This window comes from Melghirimyces algeriensis (assembly GCF_900182565.1).
Classification (GTDB): Bacteria; Bacillota; Bacilli; order Thermoactinomycetales; family DSM-45169; genus Melghirimyces; species Melghirimyces algeriensis.
Map to the genome: position 1 here is coordinate 118,426 of NZ_FXTI01000007.1, position 15,898 is coordinate 134,323.

Consider the following 15,898-nt stretch of genomic DNA (forward strand, 5'->3'; position numbering starts at 1 on the left):
CCGAAGGTGATTGCGTTTGGATGTGTTTGACTCCCAGTTCCACCCAGTTTTTCCGTCGCAAAGTCAACATTCTTCTCCTTCAATCTCAAACCCCATATCCCGGATCATTTGATGATCTTCTTTCACCAACTGCCCCTCTGTCGTTAAGTAATCCCCCACAAAAATAGCATTCGCCGGATAGAGAGCCAAGGGTTGAACGGTGCGCAGCTGAACCTCTCTTCCTCCAGATATCCGAATTTCTTTGTCAGGACACAGGAAGCGAAAAAGACACAGTATTTTCAAACATCGTCCAGGGTCCAGTTCATCCATATTCTCCAATGGTGTCCCCGGAATGGCATGCAGAAAATTGACTGGAATGGAATCAACGTCTAAAGATCGTAATTCATAAGCGAGTTCCACAATCTGCTCATTCGTCTCTCCCATTCCGACAATACAACCTGAACAAGGAGAGATCCCTGACTGTTTTACTTTCGTAACGGTTTGAACACGATCGTCATACGTATGTGTCGTCGTGATGGCTTCATGGTGTTCACGACTCGTATTCAAATTATGGTTATAACGGTCTACACCCGCTTCTTTCAGCCGTTTTGCCTGTTCATCCGTCAACAGACCCAAACAGGCACAAATCTTGAGATCTGTCTCTGCCTTGATCTCCTGAACGGCTTCACAAACCGAATCCAACTCCCGCTTTCCAGGACCTCTTCCACTGGCCACAATACAATAGGTTCCCGCCTTCCGCTTAATCGCTTCCCTTGCTCCTTCAACCAGCACCTCTTTTTTTAGAAAGGAGTACTTTTCAACCGGGGCATTCGAAACGATGGATTGGGAGCAATAGCCACAATCTTCAGGACAGAGACCGCTTTTGGCATTAAAGATCATATTCAGCTTTACTTTTTTTCCAAAATAGTGTTGCCGTACCCGATAAGCTGCGTGAAGCAATAAAAGCAATTCATCATCTTTGGACTCCAGTACACGTAAAGCCTCGTCCTTGTCAATCCACCCTCCCTCCAAGGCTTTTTCCGCCCATTTTTCCCATGGATTATTCACTAATAAATCAGACATATTATCTCCTCCATCCTAACATAAAATCATCCGCAGAATCGTCGAACAACCATTCAAATATGTAAACCAAAGTAATATAATAGGTTTACAATCGCGGCATGAGTATATCATGTAAACCATAAACCGTCAAAAAAAAACGCCCTTGCAGGGGCGTGAGAAAGACTGCTGAATAAAGACTTTAAACTTCCAATGAGTTGGAAAGCTCATACCCTTGCAGGGACGTCATTTCTATTTCTTCAGTTGAATCAGCGACTTGGGTTGAATCGGTTGATTGTTGATTGTAATCTCCACATTTTCTGGAGAACCGATCTGAATCCACAAATCGCTCTTTATATCAGACTCTTGAAATTCAACGGTATCTCCAGCTTTTTTCAGTGTCACATCTTTTAAATAACGATCATTTGCCTTTTTTGTCTCGCGAATCTGTACCCAACTTTCTCCATTGGATTTAATATGAATGGCCACCATACCTGGTTGGCTTACTTTGTATTCTCCAATCTGCTTTCCATCACTCCGCACCGGCTCAACCTTTGCCAGCTTGGTACTTCCCTTATCATCCTGAGCCATTTCGGTTTGTTTCGGTTGCTCCTTTTTGCTGTCCGCACTACTCTTGGTCGACCCTTCCGCACCACTGTTAAACATCCAAACAGAAACGGGAACCACCAAGATGATGGAGGCCACTGCCGTCCAGATCTTCCATTTTCCATTGGAGGTACCCGTTTTCTTTTGTTTGGAGCGGGAAAGCCTCCTTTTTTCTTTCTGATTCTCTCCTTCTACATTCAATACCTCTGTCTGTTGATGGTCCATTTTCCGTGACCGGGATGGCAGGCTTCCATCCAATGGGCCTTCCTCTTGACCCGACAAAGTGGGTTGTTCGCTGAATTCCTTTGGTTGGTTTTCTTCTTCCGGCTCATCGTTCTCCCGTTTCAACGCCGGCATCTTCAGGGTTTCGGTTAGACGGGAAGAAGACTTTTTCTGCGACCGGGATGGCAGACTCCCGTCCAATGGGCTTTCCTCTTGACCTGACAAAGATGGCTGTTCTCCAGATTCTTTCAGCTGATCATCTGCTTCCTGCTCATCATTCTTCAGTTTCAATGCCGGCATTTTCAGGGTTTCGGTTAGACGGGAAGAAGACTTTTTCTGCGACCGGGACGGCAAACCTCCATCCAACGGGCTTTCCTCTTGACCTGACAAAGATGGCTGTTCTCCAGATTCTTCCAGATGATCATCTACTTCCTGCTCATCATTCTTCAGTTTCAACGCCGGCATCTTCAGGGTTTCTGTCAAACGGGCAGCCGACCACTTTTTTCCCTGAGACTGTGACCGGGACGGCAGACTTTCTTCTTCAATAGAGGAATTGCCTGATCCGGAAACAGGTTTTTGACTTTCCTGATTCCCTGGGTTGATTGAACCTGATCCGCTGGAATGACCCATTTTGGACTTTTGTATGCCATGAAATACAGAAGTCTTTTGCAGACCTTCCGCTGATGACTGATTCCCCGTTTCCTGATTGACAGGCCGAAAAACACTTGTCTGCTGTCCGATCGAATCATTGGTTTGATTGCCATTTTTTCTGCAATCATCTCCGTCCGGTATTGGACGATATTTTTTCAGTAAGTTTGTAGGCTCCAACCCCACAAGTTTGGCATAGGCTCGAATATGTGACCGGACATAAAATGGACTGGATATTTTGTGAAAATCCCCATTCTCCAACGATTTCAGTGTTACTGAATCAATTTGGGTCTGTTCCCTTATATCTTCCAAAGACAATCCTGCCTCTTCCCGGGCTTGTCTCAGCTGGGCGCCAATTTCTCTTGACACTCAAACCACCTCCGCTGTCAATTCCGGTTAACGACTACTTAAATCCTTCCCGATTCACTTGCCCAGATCCTGTTTATCCGTCAAAAAAGTTGTACAGGCGGTGGACATATTCACTGGGCTGAACTGTCAGTTATTCCGGATCATCAAGTCTGGGTTTTCCTACATACATACGATATACTGGTAAATAAACACTTACTTTGCAGGAGGGATCTCTGTGAACTGGCTAAAGCAACTGGGAGCCAATATCTATCTCTTCATTCTGTTGGGACTGATCTTTCTCCTACTGTTAATGGGAGGAATCAAAGTTTTTGGCTCCGGTTAACAAAAACTCATTGCTTACCGTGTTCCCAAAGCACCGCGAGAACGGACCCAATGCCCCAATCCCAACAAACAAAAAGAGATCCACACAACAACCAGAACCCAAGCTCCCGCAAGGTTCCAACGACCCATATCCACTGCCAGATAGATGGCAGTGGGCACTGTTTGGGTTTTCCCTGGAATGTTTCCAGCCACCATCAGTGTCGCACCAAACTCTCCCAGCCCTCTGGCAAACCCCAAAGTGTAACCCGCCAACAGCGATCGCCAAGACAAAGGAAGCGTAACCTTCCAAGCCAACTGCCACTCTCTTGCTCCCAGCACCCTTCCGGCCTCCAACAGCTCTTGATCCACATTTTCCAATCCGGTTTTCACCGTCTGATAAACCAATGGAAAAGAGACGACAGAAGCTGCTGCTACTGCTGCCCACCAATGAAATATAAGTGGTTGTCCCAACATCCGCTCCAGCAACACACCCAGCCAGCTCTCCCTTCCCAAAATCGCCAACAACCCAAATCCGACAACTGTTGGAGGAAGAACCATCGGCAACATCACAACGGTTTCCAAAAGCATTTTCCCTTTAAAACATCGACCTGTCATTATCCAGGCAAAAACCATAGCGGATAAAAAGGTAAGAATACTGGAAGTCATCGTTACCTGAAGAGACAAGAATACAGGTGACCAAAAATCATTGGCAATCATGGCTATTCAGCAGGCACTCCTTTAAAGCCGTGTTTTTCAAAAACATCCTTTCCACGGCTTCCCTTCAACCAACGCAAAACACTTCTTGCCTGTTGTGGATTGTCTGCACTCTCAACAATTGCAGCGACATAAACAATCGGAGAGTGGAATTGTGAGGGAACCGTGTCCACCATTTTGACATTCGCCTGTTGAACATCGCTCTGATAGACAAGCCCTGCGTCCACATTGCCGGATTCCACATAAGTCAAAACCTGACGAACATTCCCTGCTAAAATCATTTTGGGATGAAGCTTGTCCCAACGGTGACTCCTTATCAGATACTCTTTTGCATATCGTCCGGCAGGAACGGTCTCCGGTTCGCCAATCGCCAGCTTGTCCACTTTGTCAGGATAAAGATCTCGAAGGTGCTTAACCGGATAAACTTCTCTGCCCTGTTTTTCAGGAACAATGAGCACCAGTTGATTACTCAACAATTCCGTTCGGGTAGAAGAGAGGATTCGTCCCTGTTTCTCCAGCCTGTCCATTTCTTGTTTGCCAGCCGAAAGAAACAGGTCGGCAGGAGCTCCTTGTTCAATCTGCTGACGAAGTTTACCCGATGAAGCAAAGCTTACTGTCAGATCCACATCCGGGTGTTGAGCTTCATATTCCCTCTCCAGCTCACCAACGGCGTCGGTCAAACTGGAAGCCGCCAAAATCACCACTTCCCTGTCATCCTTGTTCCCTGCACATCCAAGCAACAAGAAACAACTGCATAACAGAATGAAGATAAAGACTGGGATTCGCTTGGTCAACTCTAACCTCCTCTCGGTGACCCACCCGCGAACAAAGTAAGAGTTATATCCTGTTTATCATATCATTTTGTACACAGAAAAGCACTTATTTAAAAAAAACTATCCAGAAAGACTATGATTTCTCGTCACTTTAAACATAAAGTTATATAGAAGCGGATATGAATTCAAAACATCCCCGCAATCACCTTTTTTAATATGAACCCCAGATTTTAAAACGGAAAAACCCGGTTTAGACTGGCTTTCAGCCTTCTCACTCTGTCTACGTCCCGTCATCCAGCGATTTACAAGAAAAATTTCAGCTTTTGGATCATCTTTTAGAAAAACAATACAAATAAAAGACCCTTGCTCCATCCAGGAACAAGGGTCAACGATCAAGTCTTCAGGGACGGACGCGAGTTGCTTTTACAAATCCCCAATCCAACCAACGATCACTCATCTCATCATAGCGAACACCACCAGGACCCCATGTGTGAAGGAGCTTTCCATTCCCAGCGTAGATCCCGACGTGTCTAATTCCAGATCTGCCTTTCAGTTTAAAGAAGACCAAATCCCCTTTTTGCATTTGGCTTCTGGGAACCTCCACACCTACTTTGGACTGCTGTCTTGATGTTCGGGGAAGTTTTACCCCATGCTTGGCAAACACATACTGCGTAAAGGAAGAGCAATCAAATTTCCCGCTGCTTGGGTATTCGGCGCCAAATTTGTAGGGAACGCCCAGATACTTTTCACCGGTTGCAATCACTTGATCGCCAAAGCTATCATTCGCTTCTTCTTGGGTCGTTTTCTGCTCCGGTTTTGGTTGTTCCGTCGTTTGCTCTTTTACCGACTCCTGAACCGGTTGTTGTGCCGGTTGTACGGATTGTGCCGGCTGATTTGCAGAAGAATCCTCCTGCGAAGTTTGTTCTTTCTCCTGATTGTTTTCCTGTTTTTGAACCTTCTGCTTTTGAACCGTGGGTGTTTTACCTTTGAAAGGAGAGTCCAAACCCACCTGTGAAAAAATGTCTTGTACCATGCGATGGGCATTTACATTATTGGAACTGGCAGCATGCGCTTCCCCGGTAAAGGGTACGGTCGTGCCCACCAGGACAACGGCAGTAGTTGCAAGAATTACTTTCTTCAATCGACTTATCTGTCTCATCATATCCTCCCTTTTCTACTGATTTTTCTACTGATCTTTCATGTTCATCGATATCCTAGCATAGATCATCCGGATTATTGGGAGGAAAATCATTGAAACAAATCCATTTCATAGATTCAGGGTGATTTTCACCTATTACGGGCAATTGGACCAGATTCGTCTGAAAACCTTGAAACCATCCCATCTATTAAACATGCAAATATATATATAGCTCTTTTCAATTCCATATAAAGGATAGAAATGTAAAAAAATATATATAGAGTTTTCTCTTCTTTTTGTGTGCAATCTGTGTATGATATTGGGTATGGGAGGGAATGAACGGTGAAAAAAATTGATTTGGTAGAACAAACCCTGTACCGGATTACAAAAAACAATCAAGAAGGCACGACTGCAGAGGAAATTTCCTCTCTCCTTCACATTGATCGCTCCACTGCCAGTCGCTACCTTAACCAACTGGTTCAAATGGGAGTCGTTGAAAAACACCCCGGCCGTCCTGTTCGGTTTTCATCTCTTAAGAAACCTTCGGAAACGTTGAGCCGACCAAATATTCTTAAACCTGAGGATCAAGAAAGCCTTCAACCGATTGTTGAAAAAGCGAAAGCTGCTTTGTTGTACCCTCCACGGGGATTGCCCATCCTTTTGTATGGTGAAACAGGAGTTGGAAAGAGTTATATGGCGGGTTATCTGGCAGAAGTAACCGCCCAATACCTCGGTCACGATCTTCCTTTTGTTTCTTTTAACTGTGCAGAATACGCCCAAAACCCCCAATTGCTGATGGGACACCTGTTCGGAGTCAAGAAAGGAGCTTTCACCGGCGCGGATACAGACCGATCCGGTCTTGTCCAACAGGCCAACGGGGGGCTTCTGTTTTTGGATGAAATCCACCGACTGCCTGAAGCCGGACAAGAAATGTTATTTCACCTCATTGACTCCGGCTATTATCGGCGATTGGGGGAAAGTAAACAACGAAACGTCAATATTCTCTTGATCGGAGCAACTACGCAGCCTCCCGATCACGCCCTTTTGCCAACGCTTTCCCGCCGATTCCCGGTTAAAATCACACTGCCCCCCCTTCGGAAACGAAGCCGCCAGGAAAGGGAACAACTGGTAAACCTGTTTCTCTCCATTGAAGGGGAACAGATGGGAGCAAGGCCGATACTGGAGCCGGAATGCCGGGAAGCTTTTTTGACATATGATTGCCGGGGAAATGTCGGACAACTGAAAAGTGACATTCAAATTGCCTGTGCCCAAGCATTTCTGCGTCGGCTCCATCGAAATGAACCCACGGTCACAATTCTTCCCGATGATCTCCCTCATTCTGTGCGTTACATAAAGGATGGGGACTCAACCGATGAGCAACCCTCCCTTGGCAACTCCTTAGCGGAGAAACCCCCAAAAATGGATCAATCCTTTTATGACCGGTTGGTTCATTTTCAACATGAACTGGAGTCCAAGGGTCTGAGCGCATACGAAAAAGCCCGCAAACTGCAACAGTTGGCAGAACCCTTTGTCCAATCCCGCATCGATTCATCGCAATTCATCCCTGCTCCCCCAAAAAACAGTCTCTTGGAAGCATCGCTGATGGATTGTTTTCGTAAGGTATGGAACCAGGTGGAAGCACTTCTTGAACGAACGATCCCTCTCTCTTACTTAACAACTCTTGCACTTCATATTCAGGCTTGGGTGAAAGCGGGAAAGCCGGCTCGAACAGATGAAGGGAATCTATCTTCTTCTCCCCCTCCCTTCCGTGAAGCCGCCGAACTGATTGCCCAATCACTCCTGCCATACCTTTCAGACCCCCTTCCTGAAGTGGAGGTAAATCGAATAGCCAGACTTCTGCAACATGGAGTGGAAACCCCTGAAAACGGACGAATCGCCGTATTGGTCGCCGCTCACGGCGATGCATCGGCCAGCTCGATGGCGGACGTAGCCAATGCCTTGATGGGAGAACAACACATTCACGCAGTGGATATTCCACTGCACCAACCGACCACGGTCGCTTACAATCGGTTGGCAAAAACCCTGCGGGAAATCGACGAAGGACATGGAGTCCTGATGTTGGTTGATCTGGGATCACTCACCACGATGGGAGAATCGCTCAGCAAAGAAACCGGAATCGCCGTTTCAACCATTGCGGATGTTCATCTGTCGATGGTGATTGATGCCGGACGCAGGTCCCTTCTTCCGGGATGGGATCTTCCCTTACTGACAGAAACCATCCGCAACCGTTCAGTTCAGCGAATTTCTGTTCATCAGGATGATTCCAAACAAAACCTGCAAAAACGTCGTTTGATCGCAACCGTTTGTCTGACTGGGGAAGGGGCAGCCCTTACTCTTGATTCCTGGCTACAGGAACATCTGTCCACCGTAGACGATGATGTGGAGATCCGTCCTGTTCAAATCGACCTTCAAAACCGTCGCTCCCCTCTGTTGGAACACTTGCGGGAAAATCACCAGCTTCTTGCGGTCGTGGGAACGGTGCAACCGGATCTGCCCGACGTCCCCTTCTTTCCTGCCTGGGAATTGCTTCAGCCTGAGGGAGTCGCACGACTGGAAGATTTATTGAAAAAAACGCGGGATGATCGAGAGACTGAAAGTGAGGAAACCTCATTGCAAGTGGAGGAAATCCCCACCCTGGTGGAGCAAGGTCTGATGGAAACTACTTCTCATCTGAACCCTCGACTTTTCTGTAGAATTCTCAAAGAAACGATGCCGTCCGTACGTCAGGCAGCAAACCTGGACCCTGCTCGTGAGACAGGCCTCTGGATGCATTTGGGAGCTTTAATGGATCGGCTTATCCAGGGAGAAGTGCCTCAACGTATTGCACACTCTTCTGAAGAAAATCAGATTCCCTTTGCCCTGATCAAGGCTTGGACAGACCTTCTCAATCGGCTTTCCTCCGCTTTTTCAATCTCTTTTCCCGATGGAATGGCTGAAGATCTTTCACGCCTTTCCGTCATATAACTGTGTCAAAACTTCTACACACTTTTTGTGCAAAACCATGTTTCACTTCGCACACTGATTCCTATTGGCGAGATATGTTGAGTTGGCATGATTTTTGCATTATATTTAAATGAGGTTTGGATGAGGTCTGGCAAATCATCCGTCTGAATGACACTTTTTCAGCGGGTCATGATAGGAAAGAGCCTATATTAGTCAAAGTGGAACGGACTGGGATCGCACTTTCTTGATTCCACAGGGGGAATGTACCATGAAAAAACCCCTACGGGTGCTCATCATATGTGGATTGGGAGGCACTTCCCATCTCCTGGCGAAGAAAGTGAAAGAAGCGGCTCAACGACGCAACATTTCGTTTGATGTGGAGGCAGGCAGCATTTTGGATTTCCGAAATCGACTCACCCAATTTGAGGTTCTTTTGCTTGAACCTCAAGTCCGCCATATGAAAAAAGAGTTACAATCTGTTGCAAAGAGGGACGGCATTGCGCTAGGAGCCGTAGATCCTCGCTCTTTTGCAACGATGGACGGAGATGCCGTACTGGACCAAATCCTTCACCTTTTGAAAGCTGACCTGGAAATCAACCAAGGATGATCGCTGGGTTTCGCTTTCAGTTCAACCCATGTCACGCTCCGATTTTATCGGCTCCCAACCTGGTTGAAATAAATGAATGATGACCTTTTTCCCCGGAGTTTGACATGAAAAACTAACGGATAAGGAATGATGAATATGTATCAGGAAAACGTAATCATCCAAAACGAATCCGGATTGCATGCTCGTCCTGCGGCGCTTTTGGTCAAGGAAGCTGGAAATTTTTCAAGCGAGATTCAACTGGTTAAAAACGGAAAGGAAGCAAACGCCAAAAGCCTTCTGGGCCTCATGTCTCTTTCCATCCAAAAAGGGGATGAAATCACTTTAAAGGCAGAGGGTGAGGATGCAGAAAAAGCCGTGACCACGCTCCGCCAACTGATTGAATCCGGTTTCAATGAATAACCTTGAGGGAGGCAGGGAACGTATGTCTGCGAAGCATTTAAACGGCATCGGGGCCTCTCCGGGCCTGGCGATTGGCAAAGCTGTTCACTGGCGGAAAGAACAGCCCCAAACTGAAATCTACACTGTAGAAGACACCGATCAAGAAATCTCCCGATTGGAAACGGTTATTCGCTCAGCAAAGGAGCAAATTGCTCACCTTCGGGAAGTCACAAAGGAGCGGATGGGGGACAAAGAGGCTGCCATCTTTGATGCCCACCTTTCATTCCTAGAAGATCCCGCATACATCGATGAGATGAAAAACCGAATCCGTGATCAAAAGAAAAACGCAGAAGCGATTTGCCGGGAAGTTACGGATGAAATGTCCAACATGTTAGCTTCCCTTCCCGATGAGTATATGAAAGCCAGAGCGGATGACATTCGGGACGTAGGCCATCGGATTCATCTGCTTCTCGCCGGAATCGCCCCGTTTGATCCCTCTCTTCTTTCACCGGGGAGTATTGTTGTGGCGGAAGAACTGACACCATCGGATACTGCCCAATTTCCACCTGGAATTGCCGCCATGGTAACCGCCAGGGGAAGCAAGACAGCCCATGCAGCCATTATGGCCCGAACACTGGGCATCCCAGCGGTTCTCGGTTTGGGAGAAGAGTTGGACAAGATTCAAGACAACGATATATTGATCGTCAATGGAGATGAAGAATATATCATCGTAAACCCTGACCCTGACACAGAGCAAAAAGCGCAGGGCGAGATGGAACGTCAGAGGGAACTTCAAGAAGCGGCTTTGAAGAAAGCGGATACAGATGCTGTAACGTCTGATGGAAAGCGCATCCAGGTCTTCGCCAACATCGGCAGACCCGCAGATGTGGACAGTGCATTGCAGAATGGGGCTGAAGGTGTCGGTCTCTTTCGTACTGAATTTCTGTATCTCGAAAACAGTCAATGGCCTACTGAAGAAGAACAGTATGAATCCTATCGAACCGTCCTGGAAGCATTTGGGGATCGACCCGTCGTGATTCGAACGCTGGATATTGGTGGAGACAAAAACCTTCCCTACGCTAAACTGCCGGAGGAAGAAAATCCGTTTCTCGGTCATCGAGCCATTCGTTTCTGCCTGGCGAACCCTGAAATCTTCAAAACCCAGCTTCGTGCACTTTTACGGGCAGGTGTCCACGGAAATTTATGGATTATGTTTCCGATGGTGGAAACGGTATCTGAAATTCGGCAAGCCAAGAACTTGCTGAAAGAAGCTCGAAAAGAGTTGGAAGATGAGGGGACCCAGACGGCTGAAAACATCAAAGTGGGGATCATGGTTGAAGTGCCCGCCGCTGCAATCATTGCCGACCTCCTGGCCAAAGAGGTGGATTTTATGAGTATCGGCACCAATGATCTCACCCAATATACGCTTGCTGCCGATCGGGGAAATGAGTTGGTTGCACCCCTGTATGATGCGATCCACCCTGCTGTCCTTCGTCTAGTGCGCCAAACCTGCGAAGCGGCTCATCAAGAAGGAATTATTGCCGGTATGTGTGGAGAACTGGCCGGTGATCCCAAAATGACAGAAGTGTTGGTCGGTCTTGGGCTGGATGAACTCTCCATGAGTGCTGGAACGATTCCAAACGTAAAGGAAAACATCCGACTGATCGAGACGGACAAAGCCAAACGCCTATCCGATCAGGCACTGACGCGAAACAGCTCGGAAGAAATCCGCTCCTTGGTGGAAAAGAATCGGTAACGCTTTTTAGGTGACGCCTGTGCAATATACAGGATGTCACCTGTTTTTTGGCACGAAGAAAACGCCTCCGCTTGGTTGGAGGCGTTTGGGCTTCAGGGTTCAAATCACTTTTTTGACATGAATAGGCATATCCGGCTGGATCACCTCGATGGGTCCATCGCCACGCTTCATCACCTTTTCAAACGCCTGCGTGGGCTTCAGCACATCCACCATGTAGCGAATGGCGATCACAGGATCCACGTCATGGCCACAAGTGTAACAATCCAATGCGGCAAATCCTTTCTCCGGATAAGTATGAATCGATAAATGGCTTTCCGACAGGAGAAGGAGCACCGTCGCTCCCTGCGGTTCAAAAAATTTGGATTGTGAAGACAGCACCGTCGCTCCGCACTTTTTTGCAGCGGCTCTCATATGCTTCTCCAACAGCGGGGCATCGTTGAGCAGATCAAAATCGACACCCCAAGCATCCATGGCAACATGACGCCCGAAAGTAGAATATTCCATCCCCTTCGGCCCCCTTCCTAGGAAATATGGTATTGAGCCCAATATTCCGCTAGGATCTGCTCGTTCACCACGGGGGAAGGTTAGTCCATAGAGGTCCCAACCCTTTCAGTGAATCTTGGATCCTTCTAGCGCGATATCACAAGAAACAACTTACCACACTTTTTTGCAGGGTGCAATCTTTTTTAAATGGAAAATTACATTCCCATGATGTGATATCCGGAGTCAACATGAATGACTTCGCCGGTAATTCCCCGTGCCATGTGGCTCGCCAGGAACAAAGCGGTGTCACCTACCTCAGAAGCGTCAATCCCCCGGCCTAACGGTGAGCGCTCTTCCACCACATGCAACATGGAATTGAAGTCCTTCACACCTTTGGCGGCAAGTGTGCGCAAGGGGCCTGCGGAAATGGCGTTCACCCGAATATTATCTGAACCCAAGTCATGAGCCATATATTTGACACTTGCCTCCAAAGCCGCCTTGGCTACCCCCATTACATTGTAATTGGGAATCACCCGTTCCGCTCCCATATAGGTAAGTGTAATCAGACTGCCGCCGTTCTTCAACAAGGGACGGGCAGCGTTGGCGCTAGCCACAAACGAATAGGCGCTTATATCCTGAGCCAAGGCATACCCGTCCCGTGACGTTTCCACATACGGAACTTCCAGGTCCTCTTTTTTGGCAAAAGCGATGGCGTGAACCAGGGTATCGATGCGATCCCACTTCTCACCAATCACCGCAAAGGTATTTTTGATATCTTCATCTGAGGTCACATCACAGGGAACACAGAGGGAACCCGGCATCTCTTTTTCAACCAAACCTTTCACTTTTTTCTCCAAACGCTCTCCCTGATAGGTAAAGGCCAGTTCTGCCCCCGCATCATGGAGTGCTTTCGCAATGGCCCAAGCAATGCTCCGTTGATTGGCCACTCCCATAATCACAGCCCGTTTTCCGTCCATCCAGTTCATAATCGTCTGCCCCTTCCTTATGTATCAAACACCGTTTTTAGTACCTGCTACTAAACCAGTAACAGCGTATCGGAAACCATCAGGAATGTCAATTTGATTCGCTTGTTACATCAATCTTTTTGCATTGCGAAGAAGGAATGGAAGGAATGAATGTGGAATAAGTCATAAAGGAACATATGTTCTTTTATTACGGTTATGAAAGGATGATTCTGATGTCCGATGTATCCATCTTGCGCGACGTATGGTTGGAAGAACTGAAAACAGGGGTTCGAACAACACAACAATTGTTTTCCAAGATCGAGCCACAGCAATGGTCCTACCGACCCAGAGAAAATATGATGTCCCTTCTGGAACTGGCCCGTCACCTGGCTCTATCCCCAATGATTCATCTCGCCATTCTTCAGGAACAGTCCGAAGAAGAGGTGCACTCACTGGAGAAAACGTTGAATTATCAAACAGCAGAGCAGTTATCCACGCTTATGGAGAAAGGCTACCACGAAGTGGAGTCTTATATGAAAGGTCTGTCCACCGAAGACTTTCTGCACAAAAAGACACGTCCATTCTATTTGGACTATGCCTCCACACAATCCAAATGGTTAGTGGAAATTGTCACCCACGTCTTTCACCATCGAGCTCAGTTGTTTAATTATCTGAAGCAATTGGGACATCCGGTTAACATGTTTGATCTGTATTAACTGCCTTTTGCCAACAGTTCCTGATGCATTTGATACTCAACAATCCCAAGAACCACACCGATTACCACAGCTACTGAAAAATAAACCTCTGATCCCGGAAAAACAAATTGAACTCCCCAAATCACGGCAATCATAAACAAACCACCGGAGATGGTGGATAAAATGTTCCCCCAGCGGGGCAAGATCCATTGATCGGCAAAATGTCCCACAGTCGCCAGAAAGAGAATCACCCCTGCCGAAACAAGCCATGTGGAATAGTTCAGACCACCCAGCAGCAGATAAGCCCCTTGAAAAACCGTAGTATACATGGCCACTTTTAAAAGAAAGTTCATCATCCAGCCCCCTTTTTTACTAGCATGCCGTATATCGAAAAAAATGAACCAACCCCCTCCTTCACCCATAAAATAAAGAGTGAAGGAGGGGGTTATTCATGCCATATATTATCGTGGATTTATCAGACCGCATTTTGTATCTTATGAGTGGAAATCGGATCATCCGCTCCTACTCTGTAGGCGTGGGAAAAGTGGTGACTGCCACCCCAACTGGATCATACCGCATCATCAATAAGATTCCTTATCCTTATTCCCGACCTGGCGGCCGATTGACTCCTTACGGAACCTTTTGGATGGGATTATCCCGACCGGGTTACGGTATTCATGGAACCAACAATCCCGCCTCCATTGGAAAGCAGGTCTCCAAAGGATGCATTCGTATGTTCAACCGGGACGTGGAAAACCTTGCCCGCCGAGTGCCCATAGGAACCCAGGTGATCATCCGCCCTTAATTAACATGATCACAATCACCTTCACCAACCGGCCTTGGGATGTCGTTTTAAGTAAAGATCTTGAAAAAGAAGCATCCCCGTTTCATCCGTAAGCTGATCCAAATCATCTGAAGTGATTAAAATGGAGAAGAACCCATAGGCCCGCTCATCTCTCAGAAGTCTACCGCCATGATCTTTGGCAAAAGCAACCGCCCATTCCGACCCATCCCTCAATTGAAAGCAAAAGATATAGGCATCTTCCCTACGATCATACATCCAAACCCTGCGCGCCCCTTCAAAAGATCGTTGAACTGTATTCTTCCAATCCGGCACCTGGATCATCAGAACATTCTTCCCGTTCAAATGTGCCCAACTGCCATCCACAGGGATTGCCGCTTCTGTCACTTGAGGTACATACCGCTCAGCCATTGTATTCTCCTCACCCTTTCGTTTTCCCTACGTCCGATAGCAAATGAAGCAAAAGCGGGGTGATTCCGGTCAGGTCCCACGTTTCACGGGAAGACGTAAATTGAATGGCCTTTTCCACAGATCTTCCCATCACCAAAGTGGGAACAGGAGCTGCCGTGTGAGTCCTGAACCGAAAATCCTCACTATTTCCATGATCACTCACCAGTACTACCGTATCCTCGGAACCGATTCGCTGAATGACCTCCTTCAGAAACCGGTCATAGTCTTGGATCACCTTTGCAATCAGCTCCCGATCCTGTCGGTGCCCCGCCAAATCACTCAAAAAGAATTCGTGAACCACCAAATCCTGTTTCACACCAATATTCAGAAGATCTTGAGCTGCCTTTTCCGGGCGGATCACCTCCACTTCCGGTCGTCTCTTGGCAAGCGTCCATCGGGTTAAATCATGATAAACAGCGTTTCCCTCCAACAAGTCGTCCAGCATTCGCAAAGGTTGTCCAGAACTCTGTATGGCAGCTGTGGATACCGAGACCCATCCTCGCTTGGTTTTGGGGAGGTGAAAATATTCCTCCGTATACGCATTGGCAAACGTCGCACGCCATCCCAAAACAGCCGCCCGGAGATACAGATTCTCCCGTTGAACCCATTCCCTGAGACGTCGAAACGGAAGCCCGCTCTGATGCTCTCCCATAGCCTGTGGAGCATTGCGACCCGTAAAGATGGTCGCTTGTCCTGTCGCACTTTGCGGCAGTCCTTCCACTCCCAGGCAGGCATCCGTTGACAGCAACAAAACCTCTGTTGACACTCGTCCTGCCGCTTCTCTAACCAAGGGAGAACCCAGTATGTTATGTATACCGGGGGTGGGTTCCGTATACCAAGGATTATAGGAAGCTTTCTCCCCCAGACCGACTCCGTCAATAAACAATAAATAAACCGTCATCCCGCACGCTCCCCCTTTGTACGGGTTTATTTTTCATTGTATCACAGGAACAACACAGATCCTCATTTGGTATAATACGTTTATCCTGC

Annotated in this window: 16 protein-coding genes; 6 read left to right on the plus strand and 10 right to left on the minus strand. The window is 47.4% G+C overall.

What is annotated here, in order from left to right; genetic code table 11:
* Positions 1-63: 63 nt before the first annotated feature.
* The 5 genes from bioB to FN782_RS11380 form a co-directional block, all read right to left on the minus strand.
* The gene (gene bioB / locus FN782_RS11355; RefSeq protein ID WP_142505926.1) at positions 64-1,062 is read right to left on the minus strand and encodes a biotin synthase BioB; all 999 of its coding nucleotides are present in this window, start codon (positions 1,060-1,062) and stop codon (positions 64-66) included.
* A gap of 228 nt (positions 1,063-1,290) precedes the next feature.
* Positions 1,291-2,883 carry a helix-turn-helix domain-containing protein gene (locus FN782_RS11360; RefSeq protein ID WP_142505927.1) on the minus strand — a complete coding sequence of 531 codons (1,593 nt, stop codon included), beginning with the start codon at positions 2,881-2,883 and terminating at the stop codon, positions 1,291-1,293.
* A 336-nt stretch (positions 2,884-3,219) separates the two neighbouring features.
* A complete protein-coding gene (modB, locus tag FN782_RS11365) occupies positions 3,220-3,900 on the minus strand; it encodes a molybdate ABC transporter permease subunit (protein WP_142505928.1) in 681 nt (226 codons plus the stop codon).
* A 2-nt stretch (positions 3,901-3,902) separates the two neighbouring features.
* Positions 3,903-4,691, minus strand: a complete 789-nt coding sequence (modA, locus tag FN782_RS11370) for a molybdate ABC transporter substrate-binding protein (protein WP_142505929.1) — start codon at positions 4,689-4,691, stop codon at positions 3,903-3,905.
* Positions 4,692-5,070: 379 nt separating this feature from the next.
* Positions 5,071-5,829 carry a C40 family peptidase gene (locus tag FN782_RS11380; protein ID WP_246064932.1) on the minus strand — a complete coding sequence of 253 codons (759 nt, stop codon included), beginning with the start codon at positions 5,827-5,829 and terminating at the stop codon, positions 5,071-5,073.
* Between the two features lie 321 nt (positions 5,830-6,150).
* Here FN782_RS11380 and FN782_RS11385 point away from each other — a divergent pair, with 321 nt between their 5' ends.
* From FN782_RS11385 to ptsP, 4 genes are all read left to right on the plus strand, one after another.
* Complete coding sequence (locus tag FN782_RS11385) at positions 6,151-8,793, plus strand: sigma 54-interacting transcriptional regulator (protein WP_142505931.1); 2,643 nt, start codon at positions 6,151-6,153, stop codon at positions 8,791-8,793.
* A 247-nt stretch (positions 8,794-9,040) separates the two neighbouring features.
* Positions 9,041-9,379, plus strand: a complete 339-nt coding sequence (locus FN782_RS11390) for a PTS sugar transporter subunit IIB (RefSeq protein ID WP_142505932.1) — start codon at positions 9,041-9,043, stop codon at positions 9,377-9,379.
* Between the two features lie 129 nt (positions 9,380-9,508).
* Positions 9,509-9,778: an HPr family phosphocarrier protein gene (locus tag FN782_RS11395; RefSeq protein WP_142505933.1), complete on the plus strand. Its 270-nt coding sequence runs from the start codon at positions 9,509-9,511 to the stop codon at positions 9,776-9,778.
* A gap of 22 nt (positions 9,779-9,800) precedes the next feature.
* A complete protein-coding gene (gene ptsP, locus FN782_RS11400; protein ID WP_185956248.1) occupies positions 9,801-11,513 on the plus strand; it encodes a phosphoenolpyruvate--protein phosphotransferase in 1,713 nt (570 codons plus the stop codon).
* Between the two features lie 99 nt (positions 11,514-11,612).
* Here ptsP and speD read toward each other — a convergent pair whose 3' ends face one another.
* Positions 11,613-12,017, minus strand: a complete 405-nt coding sequence (gene speD, locus FN782_RS11405; RefSeq protein WP_142505935.1) for an adenosylmethionine decarboxylase — start codon at positions 12,015-12,017, stop codon at positions 11,613-11,615.
* Positions 12,018-12,211: 194 nt separating this feature from the next.
* The gene (fabI, locus tag FN782_RS11410; protein WP_142505936.1) at positions 12,212-12,982 is read right to left on the minus strand and encodes an enoyl-ACP reductase FabI; all 771 of its coding nucleotides are present in this window, start codon (positions 12,980-12,982) and stop codon (positions 12,212-12,214) included.
* Between the two features lie 212 nt (positions 12,983-13,194).
* Between fabI and FN782_RS11415 the strand changes: the two genes are divergently transcribed.
* A complete protein-coding gene (locus FN782_RS11415; protein WP_185956249.1) occupies positions 13,195-13,677 on the plus strand; it encodes a DinB family protein in 483 nt (160 codons plus the stop codon).
* Here FN782_RS11415 and FN782_RS11420 read toward each other — a convergent pair.
* Positions 13,674-14,009: a DUF2512 family protein gene (locus FN782_RS11420; RefSeq protein WP_185956250.1), complete on the minus strand. Its 336-nt coding sequence runs from the start codon at positions 14,007-14,009 to the stop codon at positions 13,674-13,676. The two genes, FN782_RS11415 and FN782_RS11420, sit on opposite strands and share 4 nt — an antisense overlap.
* 98 nt (positions 14,010-14,107) lie before the next feature.
* Between FN782_RS11420 and FN782_RS11425 the strand changes: the two genes are divergently transcribed.
* Positions 14,108-14,461: a L,D-transpeptidase gene (locus FN782_RS11425; RefSeq protein WP_142505938.1), complete on the plus strand. Its 354-nt coding sequence runs from the start codon at positions 14,108-14,110 to the stop codon at positions 14,459-14,461.
* 21 nt (positions 14,462-14,482) lie between these two features.
* Here FN782_RS11425 and FN782_RS11430 read toward each other — a convergent pair whose 3' ends face one another.
* The gene (locus FN782_RS11430) at positions 14,483-14,869 is read right to left on the minus strand and encodes a hypothetical protein (RefSeq protein WP_142505939.1); all 387 of its coding nucleotides are present in this window, start codon (positions 14,867-14,869) and stop codon (positions 14,483-14,485) included.
* Between the two features lie 10 nt (positions 14,870-14,879).
* Positions 14,880-15,809, minus strand: coding sequence for an alkaline phosphatase family protein (locus FN782_RS11435; RefSeq protein WP_142505940.1), 930 nt, complete (start codon positions 15,807-15,809; stop codon positions 14,880-14,882).
* Positions 15,810-15,898 lie beyond the last annotated feature (89 nt).